Raw genomic sequence first — 20,155 nt, forward strand, 5'->3', positions numbered from 1 at the left:
ATGTCTGTCGTGCTGACCTTGGGCGTGCTCGCCTCGGCCACCTGGGCCGTGGCGGGTCTCGTCCTGCTGCGAGCCGAGGCCCGTGCCTACGGATCGCGCGCCCTCCACGCGGCCCCCGCCGGGGACCCGGCCGCGGGCGTGCGCTACGCCTTCACGGGGGCCATGAGCCCCGGTGCCAAGGAGAGCGTGCGGGAGCACCTGCCTTCGTACTTCGCGGGCCTGGCCTACCACGGTGGCATCTTCACGGCCCTGGGCCTGCTGCTGCTTGCCCTGTGCGATGTGGCGCTGCCCGGCCGCATCCTGATGGGAGCCCGGATTCTCCTTGGCTTGGGTGTCTTGGGCGGTCTCGGGCTGCTGTTGAAGCGCCTCCTGAAGCCGGAGCTACGCCGCCTCTCCCACCCGGATGACGTGGTATCGAACCTGCTCGCCACGGCCTTCGTGGCCCTGGCCCTCACAGGGCCCGTTACGGCCTGGATGCTGAGCGCCATGCTGCTGCTGATCTACGTGCCCCTCGGCAAGATCCGGCACTGCCTCTTCTTCTTTGTGGCGCGCCGCCACCTCGGGGCCTTCTTCGGCCGCCGGGGCGTCTTTCCGCCGGGAGGCGCCCATGTCCGCTGAACTGGATCAGAAGCTGGAGGCCCTCACGGACGAGACCCTCGCCAAGGGGCTGGCGGTTTTCCGCGAACATCTCAAAGAGGCCGAGGCGGGCTTCCTGAACGCCTGCGTCCGCTGCGGTCTCTGCGCGGACAGCTGCCACTACCACCGCGCCGAACCCAGGCTGGAGAACGTGCCGGGCCGCAAGCTGGATCACATCGCGAGCGTCTTCCGCGCCCATTACACGACTTTTGGCCGCGTGGCGCCGGGCTTGGTGGGCGCCAAGCGCTTCGACCGCGACATGGCCCGCGCCTGGGTGGATGCGGTCTTCGGCCGCTGTTCGCTGTGCGGGCGCTGCTCACTCAACTGCACCATCGGCATCCCCATGCCCGCGCTGTTCCGCGCGGCGCGGCGGGCGCTCGGCGCCATGGGCCTGGTGCCCGACGATCTGCAGGCCAACGTGGAAAACAGCCTGAGGCACGGCAACAACATGGCCATCGAGCGCGAGGAGTGGGTGGAGACCCTCGAGTGGATCGAAGAAGAACTGCAGGCCGAGACGGGCGATCCGCAGGCCCGGATCCCCGTGGACAAGCAGGGCGCGCGCTGCCTCTTCACGGTGAATCCCCGCGAGGCCAAGTTCTTCCCGCTCTCCCTGCAGGCCAGCGCCAAGGTCTTCTGGGCGGCCAAGGAGGACTGGACCCTGGCCAGCGAGGCGGGCTGGGATCTCACGAACTATGCGCTGTTCACCTGCGAGGACGACCAGGCCGCGGCCATCGTGAAGAACCTCACGGACGCCATGACGCGGCTGGGCTGCGAGGTGCTGGTCATCGGCGAATGCGGCCACGGCTACCAGAGCGCGCGCTGGATGGGGCCCGAGTGGCTCAAATCCGCATTCCCTTTTCCCGTCGTGAGCATCCTCGAACTCATGGATCAGTACCTGGACGAAGGCCGCATCCAGGTCGATCCGACGAAGAACACCCAGCCCGTGACCTTGCATGACCCCTGCAACCTCGTGCGCCACGGCGGCATTTCGGAACCCCAGCGCCGCGTGCTGCGCAGGGCCGTGAACACCTTCACGGAGATGGCACCGCGAGGCATCGAGAACTACTGCTGCGGCGGGGGCGGCGGCCAGCTGGCCATGTCCGAATACCGGAACCGGCGCCTGAAGGCGGGCCGCATGAAGGCGGATCAGATCCGCGCCACCGGCGCCAAGGTGGTGGCCGCCCCCTGTCACAACTGCATCGATCAACTCAGTGAGCTGAACAAGGAATACCAGCTGAAGGTTCACATCAAGACCGTGGCGGAACTCGTCGCCGCGGCCCTCGTCCCGCCCACGTCCACTCCCTCGTCTACACCCACATTCGCGGAGGCCCAGCCATGACCCTGCTCCACCTTCCGATTCCGCCCGAAGTGAAGATGATCTACCTCGACAACGGGGCCACCTCCTTCCCCAAGCCGCAGGAGGTCTACACGCGCATGGACACCTTCTACCGCTCGGCGGGCGTGAATCCCGGACGCAGCGGCTTCGACCTCTGCCTGGAGGCGGGTTCCCTCGTGGACGACACGCGGCGCCTGCTCTGCGATTTCTTCGGGGGCACGGATCCCAACCGCCTCGTCTTCGGCCTGAATTCGACGGACGCACTGAACCTGGCCATCTGGGGCAGCCTCCAGCCCGGCGATCACGTCGTCACCACCCACCTGGAGCACAACGCCACGCTGCGGCCCCTCTGGAAGCTGGAGCAGGAGGGCAGTCCCGTCGATTGGGTGGACTTCGACGCGACCGGCTACGTGGATCCCGCCGAGGTCATCCGCCGCTTCAGGCCCGAAACGAAGGCCTGCGTCATGAACCATGCCTCCAACGTCATCGGCACCGTGCAGGACGCTGCCACCATCGGCGCGGCATGTCGCGAGCGCGGCATTCGCTTCATCCTGGACGTGAGCCAGAGCGCAGGCATGGTGCCCGTGAAGATGGATGAGCTGAACGCCGATATCGTCTGCTTCACGGGCCACAAGAGCCTGATGGGCCCCATGGGCATCGGCGGCATGTACGTGCGCGAGGGCGTGGAGGTGCGCCGCACCCGCGCGGGCGGCACGGGCGTGAAGAGCATCCAGCGCCAGCACCTGGACGAGTATCCCTACCGCATGGAGTACGGCACGCCCAACCTGCCGGGCATCGCGGGCCTGAACGCGGGCGTGCGGTGGGTGAACGAGTTGGGGCTTTCGACGATCCACCACCACGAGATGGTCCTGTGGCGGCGCCTGCGGGACGCCCTGCGGGAGATCGAGGGCGTGAGGCTCTACTGCGCCGAGGACATCCCGGGCCGCGAGCGGATCAGCGTGCTCTCCTTCAACGTGGAGGGGATGGAGGCAGCGGACGTGGGCACCATGCTGGACGTGGACCACAACATCGCCTGCCGCACGGGCCTCCACTGCACGCCCATGGTGCACGAGCACCTGGGCACGGCGGCGATCCACGGCGCCGTGCGCTTCGGCATCGGCGCCTTCAATCACGCCGAGCACATCGAGGCGGCCATCGAGGGCGTGCGCGAGATCGCAGCCGGGCGCAGGCGCCGGGCCGCGAAGCTGGAGACGACGAGCGCCTAGACCCTGAACTGTCCGACGAGCTGGTTCTGGTCCTCGGCGACGCGGGCCAGCTCGGCGGCGGTGCGCGCCACTTCACTCACGGTGCGGGCCATCTGCTCGGTGGCGGTGGCGTTGTGGGCGACGCGGCCCAGGTTCTGATCCACCTGCTCGGCCACTTCGGTGCTGGTGCGGGCCTGTTCGTCGGCGGCGGCACCCACTTCGAGGATCATGGCCGCGAGGCCCTGGATGTTCGTATCGATGGTGCCGAGGGCCGCCACGGTGGCGTCGACCATCTCGGCGCCGCGGTCCACGGAGGCGTTGCTGCGCTCGATGAGTTCGCCGATCTCCCGCGCGGCGGCCCCGCTGCGTTCGGCCAGCTTGCGCACTTCCTCGGCCACGACGGCGAAGCCCTTGCCCATGGCCCCGGCCTTGGCGGCCTCGATGGCGGCGTTGAGCGAAAGCAGGTTGGTTTGCCGCGCGATGTCCTGGATGAGACGGACGGCGGCCACCATCCGGACCGTGGATTCGCGGATGTCATCCATGGCCTGGGCGCTTTCGCCGCCGGCCTGGGTGCCCTGGTTCACGGCGGCCACGGCGGCTTCGGATTCCTTCTGTGATCTGCGGATGTTGCCCGAGACTTGGTCGATTGAAGCGGAGAGCTGGGTGACGGCGGCGGCGACGCGCTCGAAGGCGGCGCGCTGGGCCACGGAGTTCTCGGCCAGGCTCGAACTGGTGGTGGCCATCTCCTCGCTGGAGGCCGAGAGCTGGGTCGCCCCGCTGGCCACGGCGCCCGAGGATCCCGTTAGGTTCTGGAAGACGCCGCGCAGGCGGGTGTTGTAGGCGTTGAAGGCACGGGCGGCCTGGCCGATCTCGTCGGCGCTTTCGACCTCCAGTTGCAGGGTGAGGTCGCTTTGTTCGAGGCCGCTGGCGAGGGCCTTCAGGGGCTTAGTGATCCAGAGGCTGAGGCGGTAGACCACGACGAAGGTGATCACCCAGACGGCAAAGGAGATCAGGAGTCCGAAGACGAAGGAGCGCCAGAGCGGGTGGCCCAGGTCGATCCCCTTGGCGAGCAGGCCCTGCACGCGGAGCGCCTGGAAGTCTGTCCAGGCCTCATGCAGGTTGAAGTAGGCATAGCCCCCCAGGGGGAGCATCAGCATCAGGAGGAGTTTGCCCCGGACACTCAGGCGCTGCGATAACGACATGCGGATTTCCTTTGAGGTGGGGACAACCATCGGCCACCCCCCTGCATCGGATGCCCCCGGCCTCCTCTGAAGTTCAGCCAAAGAGTTTCAGGGTCTCGTCGAGGGTGCGCAGGACCGCCAGGACGTGGAAGGGATCGACCACCAGGTAGTCCACGGCCCCGGCCGCCGCGGCGCGGTTGCGCTTCAGATCGGATTCCTCCTCGGTGCCCGCAATGAGGATGGGCAGGGGGCAGGCCTCCTCCTGGACCGTGCGACGGCAGCGCTCCAGGGCCGTGCCCGAGCGGAGCAGGTGATGGATCATGACGAGGCGGATGCGCCCCCAGGTCTGGCCATCGACGCCCAGGTCCGCCAGGGTCGGCTTGAGGGGGCCGGGGCCCAGGTCGAGGGCGGCCACGCCGAATTTGCGGCCGATGGCCTCGGCGAGGCGGGCGGGGAAGGCCTCTCCTTCGGCGAGCACGAGCACGAGGGGATCGCGGTCCACGATCAGCTTGGGCCTGGTGGTGGGCAGGAGGACCTCCCTGCGCCCTGGCAGGCGGGGCGATTCGAGCCCGCCCGGGCTGAAGCGGGCGCGGTCCCGGTTGGCCTGCTGGTGGCGGGCCTCCATCAGCCACTGGCGGTACTGGCCCACGGCCAGGCGGTCGGCGCCGTCGCTGAGCCGCAGGCCCCAGGCCCTGTCGGTGAAGTAGGCGACCCGCACCTCGAGGACCATGCGCTCCGTCGGCGTGGTCCGTAGCTCGACCGTGGAGGCGGCGTTGAGTCTCAGGAGGTCGCTGAGGGACTGGGTGCCTTCGGGGGGCGCCAGCTCCAGCCCGTCCTCGCCGAAGGCCAGGGCGAAGCCATCCTTCACGTTGCTGTGCTGATCGGCGAAGGGGCAGGGCAGGGGGCGGTCCGGCACGAATTCCGCGAACCGGTGCGTGTCCATGGCCCGCAGCAGCCGCGGCATCGCGATGTGCCCGGCCTCCATGCCGTGGAGCTTGCCGTGGCCCTCGAAATCCACCACCGCCTCGTAGGGCAGGCCCCGGTCCACCAGCTTCAGGGTGAGCTTGGCGCCGGGCTTCAGGCGCCACTGGCCGCGTTCCACGTCGGAGATGCCGAGGATGATGCGGTCCGGCGCCTCGGCCAGCACCTTGAATTCACCGCTCAGCTGGCCGAAGGTCAGGCGCACGCTTTCCTCGCCTTCGCAGAGGCGCTGGAAGACCATGCGGATGGCCTCCGGCTCGTCCTTGTTGAGGTTGCGTGTCCCCATGACTGCCCTATCGGGACACGGGCCAGAGACTCAAACTTCGCCGAGAATTTCGCTCACGGCGGTGTAGGGGTCCAGGGCCCGGTCGGCGATGCCCTGGACGAGCGCCTCCACCCTGTCCGGCCCGGCCTGCTGCTTGGCGCGGCGCAGGGCGGCCTCGGCGAGCAGCGATTCGAAGCGGAGCCGGGCGCGCTCCTTGGCCTTGCGTGCGAGCCCGCCATGGGCCCGCAGCCAGCGCTCGTGCTCGCGCACCTGGGCCAGCAGCTCGGCCACGCCCTCGCCCTGCTGGGCCACCGTGCGCAGCACGGGCGGATCCCAGCCGCTGGGCATGGCCAGCGACTTCATGGCCTCGAGTTCGCGCTCCACCTGGTCGGCCCCGTCGCGGTCGGCCTTGTTGATGACGAAGAGATCGGCGACCTCCATGATCCCGGCCTTGATGGCCTGGATCTCGTCGCCCATGCCCGGCACCAGCACGACGCAGCAGGTCTGGACGCAGCTCACGACGTCCACCTCGTCCTGGCCCACGCCGACGGTCTCCACGAGGATCGTGTCGAAGCCCGCGGCATCCAGCAGGTCGATGGCGTCCTGGGTGGCCCGCGCCAGGCCGCCCAGGGCCCCGCGGGTGGCCATGCTGCGGATGAAGATGCCGGGATCGGCCGCGATGCGCTGCATGCGGATGCGGTCGCCCAGGATGGCACCGCCGCTGAAGGGCGAGGTGGGATCCACCGCGAGGATGCCCACCCGCTGTCCCTCGGCGCGCAGAGCCCGGGCCAGGCGGTCCGTGAGGGTGCTCTTGCCGGCACCGGGGGAACCCGTGATGCCGATCACGGATGCCCGCCCCAGGTGGGGCCAGAGCCGGGCCATGAGGCCGCGGGCGCCGGGGTGGCCGTTTTCCATCCAGGAGATGGCCCGGCCCAGGGCCCGGTGCTCGCCGCGGCGCAGGGGCTCCAGGAGGTCGGAATGCTGGGTCATGTGCCCAGGATGCCAGACTTCGGGGCCCCCAACTCGCGGGCCCCAATTCGCAGCTTAGGGCCGGATGGGGTACCCTGATCCCTCGGCTCTGGCCGCCTTGGAAGCATGACAATGAAAAAAGGATCCAAATCAGCGAACGATCCCCCGAGCGGGGATGCGGTTCCGGATCAGGCTCCGAAACCCTCACCCGTCCTGCTGACCAAGCGGGCCCCCGTGGCGGCACCGGATCCCAAGGCCCCCCGGGAGAAGATCTGCGCCGACTGCGGCATGCACTTCCGCGTCGAGACGGGCCAGAAGTTCTACCTGTGCCCGGACTGCTACCGGCGTTCCTTCGTCTACAAGCGCAAGGGCGGAAAGGATGCGGCCCGCATCCTCACCCACATCACCTGCGCCGCATGCGGGGCCCAGGAGTACCTGCCCTTCGTGCCCGAGGATCCGGCCAAGGCCCTCTGCCGGGCCTGCTTCGCCAAGGAGCGGCCGGAACCAAAGTCCAGCCCACGACATCCTCATCGTTGATGCCCAGAGGTTTTGCATGCGTCCTTCCGCCCTCCCCTTTCTGCTCGTAGCCACCCTGCTTCCGGCCCAGGCGCCCGCCAAGGCCAGCAAGCCGGCCCCGGCCAAGGCTGCGCCCAAAGCGGCCCCGAAGGCCACGCCTGAGTCCGAAGCTGCGCGCAGGACCCTGCGGGAAACGCTGGATGCCATCGATTCGGCCTGGTTCGGCCAGCCCTACCAGGGCATCTCCTCCGTCGAGATGCAGGGCACCCTCGGAATCGCGCTCAGCGGCGCCCTCGTGAACCAGAAGGTGGACAGCCTCAGTCAGGGCGCGGTGAAGGGCAACAGCCAGGGCGGCGCCGCCAACCTGCGCGTGCACGGCACCTACTTCGCCAACGGCGACTTCAAGACGGACCTGGCCGGCGATTTCGGCACGATCCTCTACACGCGCCGCGGCAACCGGGGCTTCATCTACAGCAAGGAGCAGAACGCCTACACCACCCGTGTGGACCTGGCGGCCTCCGACGCGCCCCTCACCTACATGTCCTGGTTCCGCCAGACCCTGAACGACATCAAGGCCGTCTACATCGACGCCCCCACCTTCCAGGCCAGCCTGGCCGGCGAGGACACCATCGACGGCCATGCCGTCCAGCGGCTCGTCTTCAATGCCCCCACCCAGGGCTGGGACGCGAAGAAGCGCGAGCAGAGTCTGGCCCAGAGCCTAGGCTTCTGGAAGCGCGGCAAGCTGGAGGTGGCCGTGGACAAGGCCACCAAGCAGCCCGTGCGCCTGGATTTCCGCAACGACGAGCAGGGTGTGCACACCCGCATGGATTTCTCCTACGGGGCCGGAAACCGCCTGCAGTCCGTGAACATCAACAACAGCAGCCGCGGCTTCGAAGGCCCGGGCTGGCTGCGGGTCGGCTACGGCGGCGACGGCCGCATGTCCAACGTCGCCGGCGAACTGGCCAGCCAGGATAAGAAAGTCTCCTTCGCCATGGACCTGAACTGGTCCAAGACCCGCACCGCCGCCGACATCACCGCCCTTCCCCCCGCGGGCGCCACCAAGCGTGGCCGCGAGGAGATGGAAACCCAGCTGCTCGTCGGCCTCGCCGCCAAGATCTTCGACCTCCAGCGCGCCGGTCTCAACCTCCGCGCCGTCGCCATCGGCGGCAAGTAGCGGTATCCTGACTCCTTCGGGGCGTGGCGCAGCCTGGTAGCGCATCTGCTTTGGGAGCAGAGGGTCGGAGGTTCGAATCCTCTCGCCCCGACCAAAAAGGGGGCCGCGTGGCCCCCTTTTTTCTCGAAATGACCCGGGAGGATTCGAACCTCCGAGTGGGCTTGCGGAGACAGCGCGGTGCGCTGTCGCGAGCAAGACCGGCGGACGGCGCAGCCGGACGCGTTCGAATCCCGCCTGCGTGAGTCGGGGTCAAATTGCGCGCAGGGCCTGTCCTTCCAGGGTGATGCAGACATCGAAAGGGGATTGCCCCTCATGAATTAGGCTCCGCGGCCGATGGGACCTATCATGGAAGCTCCATGTGGCGTCCCGGACTGATCCTGCCCGCCCTCGCCCTGTGCCTGACCGCCGGGATGCCGAAGGCCTCGCGGGATCCGGTGCGGCCCGGGAACACGTATCTCTACACCTACTGGGACAAGCAGGGCCGCCTGGTGATCAACAACCTGCCGCCGGCCTACATGAAGGGCCAGGGACTGGTGCTCAAGCACGTCGGCGTGGGCAAGGTGCGCCTCGCGGTCACGCCCGCGGAAATGGCGAAGGCCCTGCGGAGCCCGGAGCTCATCGCACTGGTCGATGAGATCGCCCAGGTCGAAGGGGTGGACACCCACCTCGCCCGGGCCATCATCCAGGCGGAAAGCGCCTTCAACTACAAGGCGCGCTCCCGCGCCGGGGCCCTGGGCCTGATGCAGCTCATGCCCTCGACGGCTGAGCGCTTCGGCGTGGTGGATCCCTTCGATCCCCGGCAGAACATCCAGGGCGGCGTGAAGTACCTGAAATGGCTCCACGACTACTATTCCGGCGACCTGATCCGCGTGGTGGCGGCCTACAACGCCGGGGAAGGCGCCGTGAACCGGCACAAGGGCATTCCCCCTTTCCGGGAAACGCAGGCTTACGTGCCCAAGGTTCTCGACCTCTACCACCGCAAGGCCGTCCAGCCGGATCCGAAGCTGGCGGGCAGCATGTCCCTGCTGCAGAAGGGCCGGGGCGGCTTCAAGGTGGACGAAGAGAAGACCGTGCCTGAACCCACGCCCCAGCAGCGGGCCTCCACGCGCATCTACCAGTGGACCGATGCCAACGGCCGCATCCAGATCAGCGATCAGCCCCCGCCCAAGGGCGCGTCGGGCGTCCGTCCCTTCGGCGGGCCCTGAGCCCAGCCGTTCTCATGACTGGTCGTCCTCAGGGCCGGGCCGGGAGGCTCGCCACGTAGGCGTCCAGGGCGGCCAGGGAGCTCTGGAAGAGGTCTTCGAGGCGCCTCGACAGGTCAAGCCCCGCATCCGTGGAGCCGCTGCGTCCCAGGGCCTCCAGATCCGCCGCGAAGCTGCGCATGGCATGGGCGCCAAGGGCGCCGGCCCCGCCTTTGAGGGCATGCCCGGCATGGGAGAATTCCAGGGCGTTCCCGCGGGCGGCCGCCTGCAGGATGTCCTGGATGCGGCGTGGCGTGTCCTCGCGGAAGATGGTGATCATCTCGGACAGTAGGCCCGAGCCGCCATCATCCAGATCCACCAGGTTCTGGAGCGTCATCAAGTCCAGCAGATTCGCGGCGTCCCCGTCGAAAGCATTGGCATCGCCCTTGGATGGTGTGCACATGGCAGGCTCCTGCATCCAATGCTGGATCACTCGCGTCAGTTCGTCCAACCGGAGGGGCTTGGTCAGGTAATCGTCCATGCCGGCCGCCAGGCAGCGGGCCCGCTCGCCGGCCATGGCGTGGGCCGTCAGGGCGATGATGGGGATGCGCCGGGCCGCGTGACCGTCTTCCCGCGCGCGCAGGGCCGCCGTCGCCTCGAAGCCGTCCATCTCGGGCATCTGGCAGTCCATGAAGATCAGGTCGTAGGGCAGCCGGGCGCAGGCCTCCAGGGCCTCCAGACCGTTGGCCGCGACGTCCACGCGGTAGCCCAGGCGCTCCAGGTAGCGCACGGCCACCTTCTGGTTCACAGCGTTGTCCTCCACCACCAGCATCCGGCCCTGGCGGGGCAGGGCGAGGGGCTCGGCCGCTGCTGGTTCGGCTGGCAGGGCCTCCGGCGTGAACCCCAGGGCGCCTTCGAGGGCGGCCAGGAAGGGGCGCTGCCGGATGGGCCGGACCAGCTGCGCCGCCGAAAGGGTGTGGCGGGTCGGCAGGGACCAGGGAACCACGCGCAGGCAGGTGGGAGGGTGGACCGGCCAGGAGGACGGCGCCTCCTCTTCCAGGATCACGATCTGGAAGGCACTGGGATTCAGGCCGGCCGCCGTGGAGCGCACGGTGGGCACCAGGCCCATGGCTTCCATCTGCGCCACCATCGTGTCGCGCGTGGCGCTGGGGGGCCCCACCCACAGGACACTGGCGCCCCGCAGGCGGTTGGGTCGCGGGCGGGCGAGGGGGTCCACTTCCAGCCGCAGGGAGAAATGGAAGGTGGATCCCGCGCCGGGCCGGCTGTCCACGCGGATGTCGCCGCCCAGCAGGGTGAGGAGCTGCCGGCAGATGGCCAGGCCCAGTCCCGTGCCGCCGAAGCGGCGCGTCATGGATCCGTCCGCCTGGGAGAAGGGGCTGAACAGGCGGGCCTGCGCGTCCTCGGGAATGCCAATGCCAGTGTCTTCCAGGGTGAAGGCGAGTTCGAGGTGGTCCCCCTCGCGTGCGCCGGCGCGGGCCCGGAGGATGACCGAGCCCGCGCCCGTGAACTTGATGGCATTGCCCACGAGGTTGATGAGGATCTGGCGGATGCGGCCGGGATCGCCGCGCAGCGAGGCCGGGATGGCGGGATCCAGGAAGCAGGCCAGGTCGAGGCCCTTGGCTTCGGCCTGATCCGCGAACATGGCCAGCACCTCGTCCACGCAGTCCCGTAGATCGAAGTCGAGGATCTCCAGGTCCAGCTTGCCGGCCTCGATCTTGGAGAAGTCGAGGATGTCGTTGATGATCTCGAGGAGGCCGCTGGCGCAGGCGTGGACGGTCTCGGCGTGCTCGCGCTGATCAGGATTGAGGGGCGTGTCGAGCAGGAAGCCGATCATGCCGAGCACCCCGTTCATGGGTGTGCGGATCTCGTGGCTCATGTTGGCGAGGAAGTCCGACTTGGCCCGGGTGGCGGCCTCGGCCTGCTCCTTGGCCTTGCGCAGCTCGTCCTCCGCCCACTTGCGCGAGGTGATGTCGAGGCTGAAACCCAGCAGGGTGGGTTCGTTGCGCGAGTGCGCCTGGATGAGGGTCTTGCCCACGAGGAACCAGCGGGTGCCCGTGGGGCTTTCGAAGGGATCCTCGCTGGTGATGAGCGTGCCGGTCTCCCACACGCGCAGATCCTCGGCGCGGTGCCGGGCGGCCTTTTCGGGCGGGAAGATGTCGGCGTCGGTGCGGCCGGTGATGGCCTCGGCGGGGAGCCCGAGGGTGCGGCAGGTCTCCTGGTTCACGAAGAGGAAGCGGCCTTCGGCGTCCTTCAGGAAGATGCTGATGGGCAGCGTATCGAGGAGGCTCGACAGGAGTCGCTGCTGGCGCTGGATCTCCTCCTCGGCCTGGCGGCGGTCATGGATGTCGTTGAGGGTGCCGCTGGCGCCGGTGATGAGGCCATCCGCATCGATCAGGGGGCGGGCGTGGACCTCCAGCCAGCGGTAGCCCGTCTTCGAGCGGAAGCGGACGGCGCGGCGGGCCTCCCGCGTGGGGTCGCGGAGGGAAGCGACCACTTCGGCCTTGGCGGCCTCCCGGTCCTCGGGAAGCACGGCGTCGAGATAGAACGTGCCCAGCGTCTCGGCGACGGTGAATCCCGTCAGCTCCTCCCAGGCGGGATTGAGGAACACCCACTCGCCCCGCGCGTTGGTGTGGAAGATGACCTCCTGCACGGTCTCCATGACCGCGCGGAGACGCTGTTCGCTTTCGGCGATGCGGCTTTCGGAAATGCGCTTCAGCTCCACGAGCAGGCCGTCCATCTCCTCGCTGGACTGGGCCAGGCTCTGCCTGAGCGCGGCGCGGTCCAGGTCGGCCTCCGCGTAGGACTGGCTAACGCTTTCGAGGAGCCGCTGGAGCGCCTCGGGGCCTGATCCGACGTCCAGACCCGTTCCTTTGAGCTGCTGCTGAAGCAGGGGGTGCAGCATCAGGAGGTCCCGTGGCGGGGGGCGGGCTGCGGGCAAGCGGCCGATTCCATGAACCCCTCCGAGCGGTACATCTGCTTTTCCTTCGGCGGAAACGCATCCCGGCATGAGTCTGTGAGGTACGCTGGAGGCATGACCGAAGCCCCACCCATGACCCCGGCGGAGACCGCCCTCTCCCTGCTCTTCCGCAAGCTGCACCCGCACCTTGAGGACGCGGCGCACGCGCTGGCGCGGGGGGGCGCGCGGCGGGAGCTGGAGCGCCTGCACCTGAAGCTGATCACGGCCCGGTTGAAGACCGTCGAACTCATCGAAGCCGAGGCGGAGAAGCTGCCGGAAGAGGCGCCCCTGACCGAGATCCTGGATACCCTCGCCGCCAACCTTACGCCCGTGGGGGAAAGCTACCGCCAGGCCCTGATCCTCACCCAGCTCTGTCTGGAGGAGGCCCCGGCCGACCTGCTGTCCCACGCGCCCGAAGGTTGCGTGGCGACCTCCTCCTGGGGCCCGCGCATGACGGATTTCCTGGGCCACCTGAAGGACCCCGCCTTCCGGGCACGGCGCCGCTGGGAAGGCATCGAGGAAGACATCGGCGAAACCGAAGAAGGCGAGTAGGCCCCCGTTCGACCCCCCGCATCTGTCATTCGGGGGCCCGAATCTGCATTCCACGGCCGCGGCGCCACCGTCGGTCGCCAAGGGGTATCTCATGGGGTGGACGGACCACCCGTCCCTTCCCCAGGAGGTCCCATGAACATCCGCTCCCTTCGCATCGCCGCCCTGACCGCGGCCGTGCTTTCCATCGGCGGGGCCCTTTCCGCCCAGATGCCCGGCCCCAATCCTGCCCATGGGCACGGTCCCATGGGAGAGGGCCACGGCTTCAAGGGCCTGAACCTCACGACCGACCAGCAGGCCAAGGTGAAGGCCATCCACGAAAGCCATCAGGCCGCCTTCAAGGCCAAGGGCGAAGAGGCTCGGGCGGCCCACAAGGCCCTGGGCGAAGCGATGGCCAACGACGCCACCGATGCCAAGACCCTGCGCACCTTGCACGACGCGGCCGCCGCCGCCCAGTTCGAGCTGCTGCTGGAGCACCGCGCCGTGCGGCAGGAAATCCTGCCCCTCCTCAGTGCCGATCAGAAGGCGCTGTTCAACAAGCACCCCATGGGCATGTCCCCCCATCACGGTCATGGCATGGGCCCGGGTTTCGGCGGCCCCATGCACGGTGGTTCCCGGCATGGTGGCCCCGGGCCTGAGGGCATGGGCCCCGACGCGCCGCCTGTGAAGCCGTCTTGAACCAAGTATCCTGAGGCACCATGCGCGCTTCAGCCGTTCTACAGGCCACCTTGCAGCGAATGCGGCGCCCCCGAACCTGGGGCGCCGCACTGCTGTTTGGCGTGGTGTGGGTGGGCACACGCCTGTTCATGGGGCTGCCGAACCCGGGCCCCGTCGAACTGCTCGCCCCATCGCTGTGGGTAGCGCTCTTCCTGGTGCTGGCCCCGCTGCCCTGGCAGTGGACAGGATCGGATGCGCCGCTCGCCAGCGTGTGGCGAGGCGCGGCCCAGGCCCTGCCCTGGATGGCGGGGCTGACGCTGGGCACCATGCTGCTGGTGGGATCCCTGGAGGGACCACCCCCCGGCCGAGGACCCGGTCCGGTCCCCCGCATGGACATGGGCCCGAGGGAGCACCCGATCGAGCACTCGATCGAGCATGCCGGTCCCCATCACGCGATGGGACCGCGCCACGAGGGCATCTGGCGGGCCCCCATCCACCCGCGGCTCTGGGCCTTCGGCGTGGCGCACCTCTGCTTCGGCCTGCTGCTGGGTTGGATCCTGGCGGACCGCGAACGCGCCGAGTTCCAGGAGGCGGCGGCCCGCCTCGCCGCGCGCGAAGCGCAGGCCCGAGTGCTGCAGGGCCAGATGAACCCCCACGTGCTGTTCAACGCCATCAGCGGGCTCACGGAGCTGGTGCGCGAGGATCCCGTGGCCGCCGAGGCGGCCCTGGTGAACCTGGCCGACCTGTTGCGCGCCCTGCTGGTGCACGGTTCGCGCCTGCGGGCCCCCCTGGCCGATGAGCGCAGGCTGGTGGAGCGCCACCTCTCGCTGGAACGGCTCCGCCTGGGGCATCGGCTGCGCGAATCCTGGGACTGGCCCGAGGCCCTCGATACGTTGGAGGTGCCGCCCCTGATGATCCAGCCCCTGGTGGAGAACGCCCTGAAACATGGCGTCTCCCTGGCGGTGGGCGGCGGCGCGCTGAAGGTGGAGGTGCGTCGGGAAGGCGAAGCGCTGTGCGTGCGTGTCGCCAACACGGGGCCGGCGCCCGAGACCACCGAAGGCCCGGGCCTCGGATTGCGCAACCTGCGGGAGCGCCTGGCCCTGCTGGGCGAGCCCGCCGGGGCCCTGCGGATCCACCGCGACGGCGAATGGACCATCGCTGAGCTGCGCCTGAGGGTGAAAGCATGAACCCGGCCCTGCGCGTGCTTGTGGCCGAAGACGAGCCCTTCAACCTGCGGCGTCTCACGCGACTGCTGCGCGAAGCGGGCTGCGAGGTGGTGGCCGAGCTGGAAGACGGCCCCTCGGTGCTGGCTTGGCTGACCCGCGGCGAGGCGGTGGACGCCCTGTTCCTCGATATCCAGATGCCCGGCCTCACGGGCCTGGATGTGTCGGCGGACCTGCCGCGCCCCTTCCCCGTGGTGTTCGTCACGGCCTATGCCGAGCACGCCGTGCGGGCCTTCGAACAGGCCGCCACCGACTACCTGCTCAAGCCCGTGACGGCCGAACGCCTGGCGGCCACCCTGCAGCGGCTGCGGACCAGGACCGATGCCAGAACCGATGTCAGAAGCGAGACCGGCGGCGGACATGAAGCGGTGCCGCGACCCGCCGGGCCCTTCCGCTTTCCCGTGCGGGCGGGCGAGGGCGTGGTGCTGGTGGATCTGGCGAGGACCACCCACTTCCTCTTCGAGGAGGACGCCGTGTGGGCCTTCGCGGGCGAGCGCCTGCGCACCACCTGGAAGACGTTGGCCGAGGCGGAATCCGCCCTCGGCGCCCGCGTCGTCCGCGGTCACCGCCACCTGCTCATCCGGCCCGAAGCCATCGTGGGCCTGCGCGCGGGGGATTCCGGGCGCCTGCGCGTGAGGCTCAGTGGCGGTGCCGAACTGGAGGTGAGCCGCGGCGCGGCGCCAGGGCTCAAGGCGCGCCTGGGCCTGGGCTGAATCGATTCGCCATCGCCCGTTAAAGATCCATCAGAGAGACACAGAGATGTCTCCGTGAACCTCCGTGAGTTCCGTGCCTCCGTGGTGAAGGTTCCTTAGACCTCGGCGATGAGTTCGATCTCGACCTTCGCCCCGCGCGGCAGGGCGGCCACCTGCACGGTGCTGCGGGCGGGCTTGGCGCCACCGAGGGCCTTCTCGTAGATGGCGTTGAAGGCGGCGAAGTCGGCCATGTCCGTGAGGAAGACGGTCGTCTTCACGACGCGGTCCCAGCCGGTGTTGGCGGCGGCGAGCACGGCGCTGAGGTTTTTCAGGACCTGTTCGGCCTGCCCTTCGATGGGGCCCGTCACCATCTCCATGGTCTCGGGCACGAGGGGGATCTGGCCGGAGGTGAAGAGGTGGTTGCCCGAGATCTGGGCCTGGCTGTAGGGGCCGATGGCGGCGGGGGCATTCGAGGTGGCGATGGTGCGCATGGAGACTCCGGAAACGGGTTATTGTCCGCCTTTTTTACCCCAGCGCCGCTTCTTGTGACGCCAGTTGCGGCTGGCCTTGGGCGCGGGCTGGAGGGGCGCGTCGAAGGGGGATGCGGGCTGCTCCAGTTCGGCCTCGCCCTCCACATCCTCAAGGCGGCGCGGACCTTCTTCGATCTGCTGCTGCACCCACTGGGCCGTACGGTGCATGAGGGCGGCCAGGCAGAGGCTCGTCTCGATGCGCGCGTGGGGCAGGGGGCCGAGCTGCGTGAACACCGAAGGATCCGGCGGGATCACACGGGGGATGGCGATCTCGGGAAGGGGCATGGGCAGCGCATCGTAGGCCTCTTCCGGCAGGCGGCGCCAGGGTTCGGGCTCGGCCTGCTCCTGGCGGAGGAGGTCGGCGACCGTGAGCTTCTTCTTGGGAGGCCGCCCGCGCTTCTTCGGTGCGGCCACGGCGGCGGCGTCGAGGGCCGACTGCAGGGCCTGCAACACCTCGTCGCGGCTCTTGCCGCGCAGATCGAAGAGCAGCCAGGGATCGCGGTCGAGGGCCTCGGCCATGACGTAGCAGACGGCGGCGACGTGCTTGCAGGGGTTGGCCCAGTCGGGGCAGTCGCAGTGGGTCTGCAGTTCCTTCGGCACGCGCGGATAGAGGCTGGCGCCGGCCTCGCGGAAGGTTTCGTCGAGCCCCTGGGGCATCTCGCCCGCCAGCAGGGAGGCCACGAAGCGGCTTTCGAGGGCGATGCGGTCGAGGGCCTTGCCCCATTGGGCCGAGGTGAGGGCGGGCAGGCCCAGGGTCACGTTGTAGGTCTTGCGGCCGTGGACGCGGGCCTGGATCTCGCCGGGCTGCACGCTGAAATGCGAGACGTGGCCGTCCTCCGCGTACTTCTTGCCGCGGGGCAGGCGATTCTCGTAGTCGTCGCCCAGCTTCTCGAGGCCGTTGATCCAGAGGCGGCCCCACCAGGTGGCGCCGAAGCGGTCGGCGTGGCTGATCATGGGGCCACCTCCTTGGCCTTCCGTTTGAGGGGCTTGGGTGCGGCCACTTCCTCGCCGTTGCCCTCATCCGCATCCAGCAGTTCGGCGTCGGGATCCAGGGCCACGAGGCGGCGCAGCGCGTCGTCGTCCAGCTCCGTGAGCCAGCCTTCGCCGGTGCCCACCACGCGGTCCGCCAGGTCCCGTTTCGATTCCAGCAGGGCGTCGATCTTCTCCTCCAGCGTGCCGATGGTGACGAGCTTGTGCACCTGCACGTTCTTCGTCTGGCCGATGCGGTAGGTCCGGTCCGTGGCCTGGTCTTCCACGGCCGGGTTCCACCAGCGGTCGAAGTGGAAGACGTGCGTGGCGGCCGTGAGGTTGAGGCCCACGCCGCCGGCCTTGAGGCTGAGCAGCAGGACCGGCGAGGAGTTGGGATCCTCCTGGAAGCTGCGCACCAGTTCGTCGCGGCCTTCGCGGGTGGTGCCGCCGTGGAGGAAGGGCGGTTCGAAACCGAGGGCCTCCTGCAGGTGGACCTGCAGGCGGTCGCCCATCTCCTTGAACTGGGTGAAGACGAGGGCGCGTTCCCCGGCCTCCACCACCTCCTCCAGCATTTCCGTGAGGCGGTCCAGCTTGCCGCTGCGCCCGCGGTAGGGGCCCTGGGCCTTGAGGAACTGGCTCGGGTGGTTGCAGATCTGCTTGAGGTGCGTGAGCAGCGCGAGGATACGGCCGCGGCGCTCGATGCCGGTGACGGCGTCCAGCTCCTCGTCCATCTTCTCGACGCGGTACTGGTAGAGCTCGGCCTGCTCGCGACTGAGGGTCGTGAAGACCTTCATCTCGTGCTTCTCGGGCAGGTCCTGGATGATGTTCTTGTCGTTCTTCAGGCGGCGCAGGATGAAGGGTCCGATGCGCTGACGCAGCTCGTTGGCGGCGTCGGGGTCGCGGTACTTCTCGATGGGGTTGGCGAAGCGCTCCTTGAACTGCGATTCGCTGCCGAGGTAGCCGGGCAGTCCCGCGCTCATGATGGCCCAGAGCTCCGAGAGGCGGTTCTCGATGGGCGTGCCCGTGAGGGCCAGGCGGAAGGCGCCGCGCAGCTTGCGGATGGCCTTGGCCTGGGCCGATCCGGCGTTCTTGATGGCCTGGGCCTCGTCCACCACCACCATGCCCCAGGGGCGGCTGGCGAAGGTGTCCTCCTCGCGACGCACGACGCCGTACGTGGTGAGCACGAGGGTGTGGGCTTTGAAGGTGTTGGGCAGGCGGTCGCGGTTGTTGCCGTGGTGCACAAAGACCGGCAGGCTGGGCGCGAACTTGGCGAGCTCGCGCTCCCAGTTGCCCAGCAGCGAGGTGGGGCAGACGAGCAGGGTGGCGGGGCCGAATTCGGGGCTTTGCGTCTGGCGATGCAACAGCAGCGCGAGCACCTGGATGGTCTTGCCGAGGCCCATGTCGTCGGCGAGGATGCCACCCAGGCCGTGGCGGGACAGGCCCTCCAGCCAGGCGAGGCCGCGCAGCTGGTAGGGGCGCAGCTGGCCCTGGAAGCTGGCGGGCTGGGTGATGGGCTTGTCGGGGAGGACCTTGAGATCTTCGAGCGCCGCGCCGAAGTCGCCGGCGACTTCCACTTCGATGGCCTCGCTCACGCCGGGGATGCGGGCCGTGCCCGTGAGGGCGGCGGCCAGGGCCTCGCCCTTGGTCATGCTTTCGAAACCCGCACCGCGACTGGCCTGCAGCACGGTGGAAATCTGCTTGAGGGTCTCGGGATCCAGGGCCACCCACTTGCCCTTCCAGGCCACGAGCGGATGCTTGAGGCTCGCCATCTGGGCGAAATCCTCCACGCTGAGGGCGTCGTCGCCCAGCATGAGCGACCAGTCGGCGCTGACACTGCCCTCCAGGCCCGCCTGGGCCAGGGGCGCGGAATCCAGCACGTTGCGGGCGCCCAGGCGCACCTTGGCGCGCAGGCGCTTGGCGCCGCCGAAATCGGCGAGGCCCTCGGGGACGTGGACGAGAAAGCCCGCCTCCTTTAACTGCGCTGCGCCGCGGGTGAGAAATCCCCAGGCCTCGGTGGGCCGCAGCACGAGGTCTTCGGGCTTCTGGCCCGACAGGGCGCGCTCCAGGGCCGGGAAGAAGGGCACGGCGCGGGCGAGGCCGCGCAGCAGCACCTGGCGGGCCTGCAGCACCTCGGGTTCGGTGGAGGGCTCCCAGAGCTTGGCCACGCCGATATCGGCGCCGGCTTCCGTTTCGAGGCCCACCTTGAGGATCCAGCCTTCCTCGGCGAGGCGATCCGCGTCCTGCACGGCCTGGGTGACGGTGGGGACGTCCGGGGCTTCGAGACGGAGGCTAGGTCGCAGCCACTGGGGCCGCGCGCCTTCGCTCCACTGGGCCAGCTGCTCGCCCAGGGTGCGTTCGGTGATGCCCGTGGTGGGGAACTCCGGCAGCTGGTGCGAGAGCGCCACCATGATGCGCTCGTCCCAGGGCAGGCGGTCGCGCTTGTGGCCCCGCAGGCGGTGGATGAGGCCCAGACGGGGATCGTCCCCGGCCCTAAGGCCGCCCGAGACGAAGCGCATGATGAAGTCGGCGCCATCCTCCAGGAAGGCCGTCAGCACAGCGTCGGCGGCCGGGGGCATGGCGAGGTCGTCCTCGATGTCGAAGGCGTCCAGCTCACCCAGGCCGACGGTCTTGGTGAAGGCCCAGGTGTCGTTCTCGGGGAAGGCCAGGGCCGCGGGCGGCATGGCTTCCGCCAGCTGGCGCAGGGCCGCACGGTCCGAGGGGCTCGTGAGACTCACGCCCCAGCGGGCCTTCCAGGGGCTGCCCTTGGTATCGAGCTGGGGCAGCATGGCGCCGCGCACGACGAGGGACTGGAGCAGGCGCAGGGCCATGGCCCAGTAGCGGAGGGTGGGCCCGGCATTGGCGGGGCGCAGGGCGAGCGATGAAAGCCAGGGATAGGCCCGCTGCCAGCGCAGGGGCAGGGCGTGCATCTCCACCAGGGTGCCGTCGGCGAGGAAGATCTGAGCCTTGGCGGGCGTGAGGCGCTCGCGGCCCTGGAGTTCCCCGGGCAAAGTGCGGAGGGCGCGGAGCCACTCGGCGGGCTCCACGGCCTCCGGCATGCAGAGGAGGAAGCCGCGGTCCTGGGGGCGGTACTGGATGAAGGGATTCAGCATGAGA

General features: G+C 69.2%; 17 protein-coding genes and 1 tRNA gene. 11 read left to right on the top strand and 7 right to left on the bottom strand.

The window, feature by feature from the left end; translation table 11 throughout:
• Genes QSJ34_RS09310 through QSJ34_RS09320 form a run of 3 tightly spaced genes read left to right on the top strand, consistent with a single transcriptional unit; the run spans position 1 to position 3,198 of the window.
• Positions 1 to 618, top strand: a complete 618-nt coding sequence (locus QSJ34_RS09310) for a hypothetical protein (protein ID WP_285574282.1) — start codon at positions 1 to 3, stop codon at positions 616 to 618.
• The gene (locus QSJ34_RS09315; RefSeq protein ID WP_285574285.1) at positions 608 to 1,975 is read left to right on the top strand and encodes a (Fe-S)-binding protein; all 1,368 of its coding nucleotides are present in this window, start codon (positions 608 to 610) and stop codon (positions 1,973 to 1,975) included. Before QSJ34_RS09310 ends, QSJ34_RS09315 begins: the two co-directional genes overlap by 11 nt.
• A complete protein-coding gene (locus QSJ34_RS09320; RefSeq protein ID WP_285574287.1) occupies positions 1,972 to 3,198 on the top strand; it encodes an aminotransferase class V-fold PLP-dependent enzyme in 1,227 nt (408 codons plus the stop codon). Before QSJ34_RS09315 ends, QSJ34_RS09320 begins: the two co-directional genes overlap by 4 nt.
• Here the strand turns inward: QSJ34_RS09320 and QSJ34_RS09325 are convergent.
• The 3 genes from QSJ34_RS09325 to meaB all read right to left on the bottom strand — a co-directional run bounded on the left by QSJ34_RS09325 (position 3,195) and on the right by meaB (position 6,594).
• Complete coding sequence (locus QSJ34_RS09325) at positions 3,195 to 4,379, bottom strand: methyl-accepting chemotaxis protein (protein ID WP_285574289.1); 1,185 nt, start codon at positions 4,377 to 4,379, stop codon at positions 3,195 to 3,197. The two genes, QSJ34_RS09320 and QSJ34_RS09325, sit on opposite strands and share 4 nt — an antisense overlap.
• A gap of 73 nt (positions 4,380 to 4,452) precedes the next feature.
• The gene (locus tag QSJ34_RS09330; protein ID WP_285574291.1) at positions 4,453 to 5,625 is read right to left on the bottom strand and encodes a hypothetical protein; all 1,173 of its coding nucleotides are present in this window, start codon (positions 5,623 to 5,625) and stop codon (positions 4,453 to 4,455) included.
• 30 nt (positions 5,626 to 5,655) lie between these two features.
• Positions 5,656 to 6,594: a methylmalonyl Co-A mutase-associated GTPase MeaB gene (gene meaB / locus QSJ34_RS09335; RefSeq protein ID WP_285574294.1), complete on the bottom strand. Its 939-nt coding sequence runs from the start codon at positions 6,592 to 6,594 to the stop codon at positions 5,656 to 5,658.
• Between the two features lie 105 nt (positions 6,595 to 6,699).
• On the opposite strand from meaB, the gene QSJ34_RS09340 reads away from it, so the two are divergent.
• From QSJ34_RS09340 to QSJ34_RS09355, 4 genes are all read left to right on the top strand, one after another.
• Entirely contained in the window at positions 6,700 to 7,110 is a 411-nt protein-coding gene (locus QSJ34_RS09340; RefSeq protein WP_285574296.1) for a hypothetical protein, read from the top strand.
• Positions 7,111 to 7,126: 16 nt separating this feature from the next.
• Positions 7,127 to 8,263: a hypothetical protein gene (locus QSJ34_RS09345; RefSeq protein WP_285574298.1), complete on the top strand. Its 1,137-nt coding sequence runs from the start codon at positions 7,127 to 7,129 to the stop codon at positions 8,261 to 8,263.
• Positions 8,264 to 8,280: 17 nt separating this feature from the next.
• Positions 8,281 to 8,357, top strand: a tRNA-Pro gene (locus QSJ34_RS09350).
• Positions 8,358 to 8,619: 262 nt separating this feature from the next.
• Positions 8,620 to 9,468, top strand: a complete 849-nt coding sequence (locus QSJ34_RS09355; protein WP_285574300.1) for a transglycosylase SLT domain-containing protein — start codon at positions 8,620 to 8,622, stop codon at positions 9,466 to 9,468.
• A 28-nt stretch (positions 9,469 to 9,496) separates the two neighbouring features.
• Here QSJ34_RS09355 and QSJ34_RS09360 read toward each other — a convergent pair whose 3' ends face one another.
• On the bottom strand, positions 9,497 to 12,367 hold the full coding sequence (locus tag QSJ34_RS09360; RefSeq protein ID WP_285574302.1) for a PAS domain-containing hybrid sensor histidine kinase/response regulator: 2,871 nt from the start codon (positions 12,365 to 12,367) through the stop codon (positions 9,497 to 9,499).
• 129 nt (positions 12,368 to 12,496) lie between these two features.
• Between QSJ34_RS09360 and QSJ34_RS09365 the strand changes: the two genes are divergently transcribed.
• The 4 genes from QSJ34_RS09365 to QSJ34_RS09380 all read left to right on the top strand — a co-directional run bounded on the left by QSJ34_RS09365 (position 12,497) and on the right by QSJ34_RS09380 (position 15,563).
• The gene (locus QSJ34_RS09365; protein ID WP_285574304.1) at positions 12,497 to 12,973 is read left to right on the top strand and encodes a hypothetical protein; all 477 of its coding nucleotides are present in this window, start codon (positions 12,497 to 12,499) and stop codon (positions 12,971 to 12,973) included.
• Between the two features lie 132 nt (positions 12,974 to 13,105).
• Positions 13,106 to 13,648, top strand: coding sequence for a Spy/CpxP family protein refolding chaperone (locus QSJ34_RS09370; protein WP_285574306.1), 543 nt, complete (start codon positions 13,106 to 13,108; stop codon positions 13,646 to 13,648).
• A 59-nt stretch (positions 13,649 to 13,707) separates the two neighbouring features.
• Positions 13,708 to 14,814 (top strand): sensor histidine kinase, encoded by a 1,107-nt coding sequence (locus tag QSJ34_RS09375; protein ID WP_285574307.1) that lies wholly within the window; start codon positions 13,708 to 13,710, stop codon positions 14,812 to 14,814.
• Entirely contained in the window at positions 14,811 to 15,563 is a 753-nt protein-coding gene (locus tag QSJ34_RS09380; protein ID WP_285574310.1) for a LytR/AlgR family response regulator transcription factor, read from the top strand. Before QSJ34_RS09375 ends, QSJ34_RS09380 begins: the two co-directional genes overlap by 4 nt.
• Positions 15,564 to 15,658: 95 nt before the next feature.
• Here QSJ34_RS09380 and QSJ34_RS09385 read toward each other — a convergent pair whose 3' ends face one another.
• The 3 genes from QSJ34_RS09385 to QSJ34_RS09395 are packed head-to-tail and all read right to left on the bottom strand — an operon-like array spanning position 15,659 to position 20,151.
• Positions 15,659 to 16,033, bottom strand: coding sequence for a RidA family protein (locus QSJ34_RS09385; RefSeq protein ID WP_285574312.1), 375 nt, complete (start codon positions 16,031 to 16,033; stop codon positions 15,659 to 15,661).
• Between the two features lie 18 nt (positions 16,034 to 16,051).
• Entirely contained in the window at positions 16,052 to 17,026 is a 975-nt protein-coding gene (locus tag QSJ34_RS09390; RefSeq protein WP_285574314.1) for an SWIM zinc finger family protein, read from the bottom strand.
• The gene (locus tag QSJ34_RS09395) at positions 17,023 to 20,151 is read right to left on the bottom strand and encodes a DEAD/DEAH box helicase (RefSeq protein WP_285574316.1); all 3,129 of its coding nucleotides are present in this window, start codon (positions 20,149 to 20,151) and stop codon (positions 17,023 to 17,025) included. Before QSJ34_RS09395 ends, QSJ34_RS09390 begins: the two co-directional genes overlap by 4 nt.
• Between the last annotated feature and the right edge of the window lie 4 nt (positions 20,152 to 20,155).

Source organism: Geothrix limicola (assembly GCF_030268085.1).
Lineage (GTDB): Bacteria > Acidobacteriota > Holophagae > Holophagales > Holophagaceae > Geothrix > Geothrix limicola.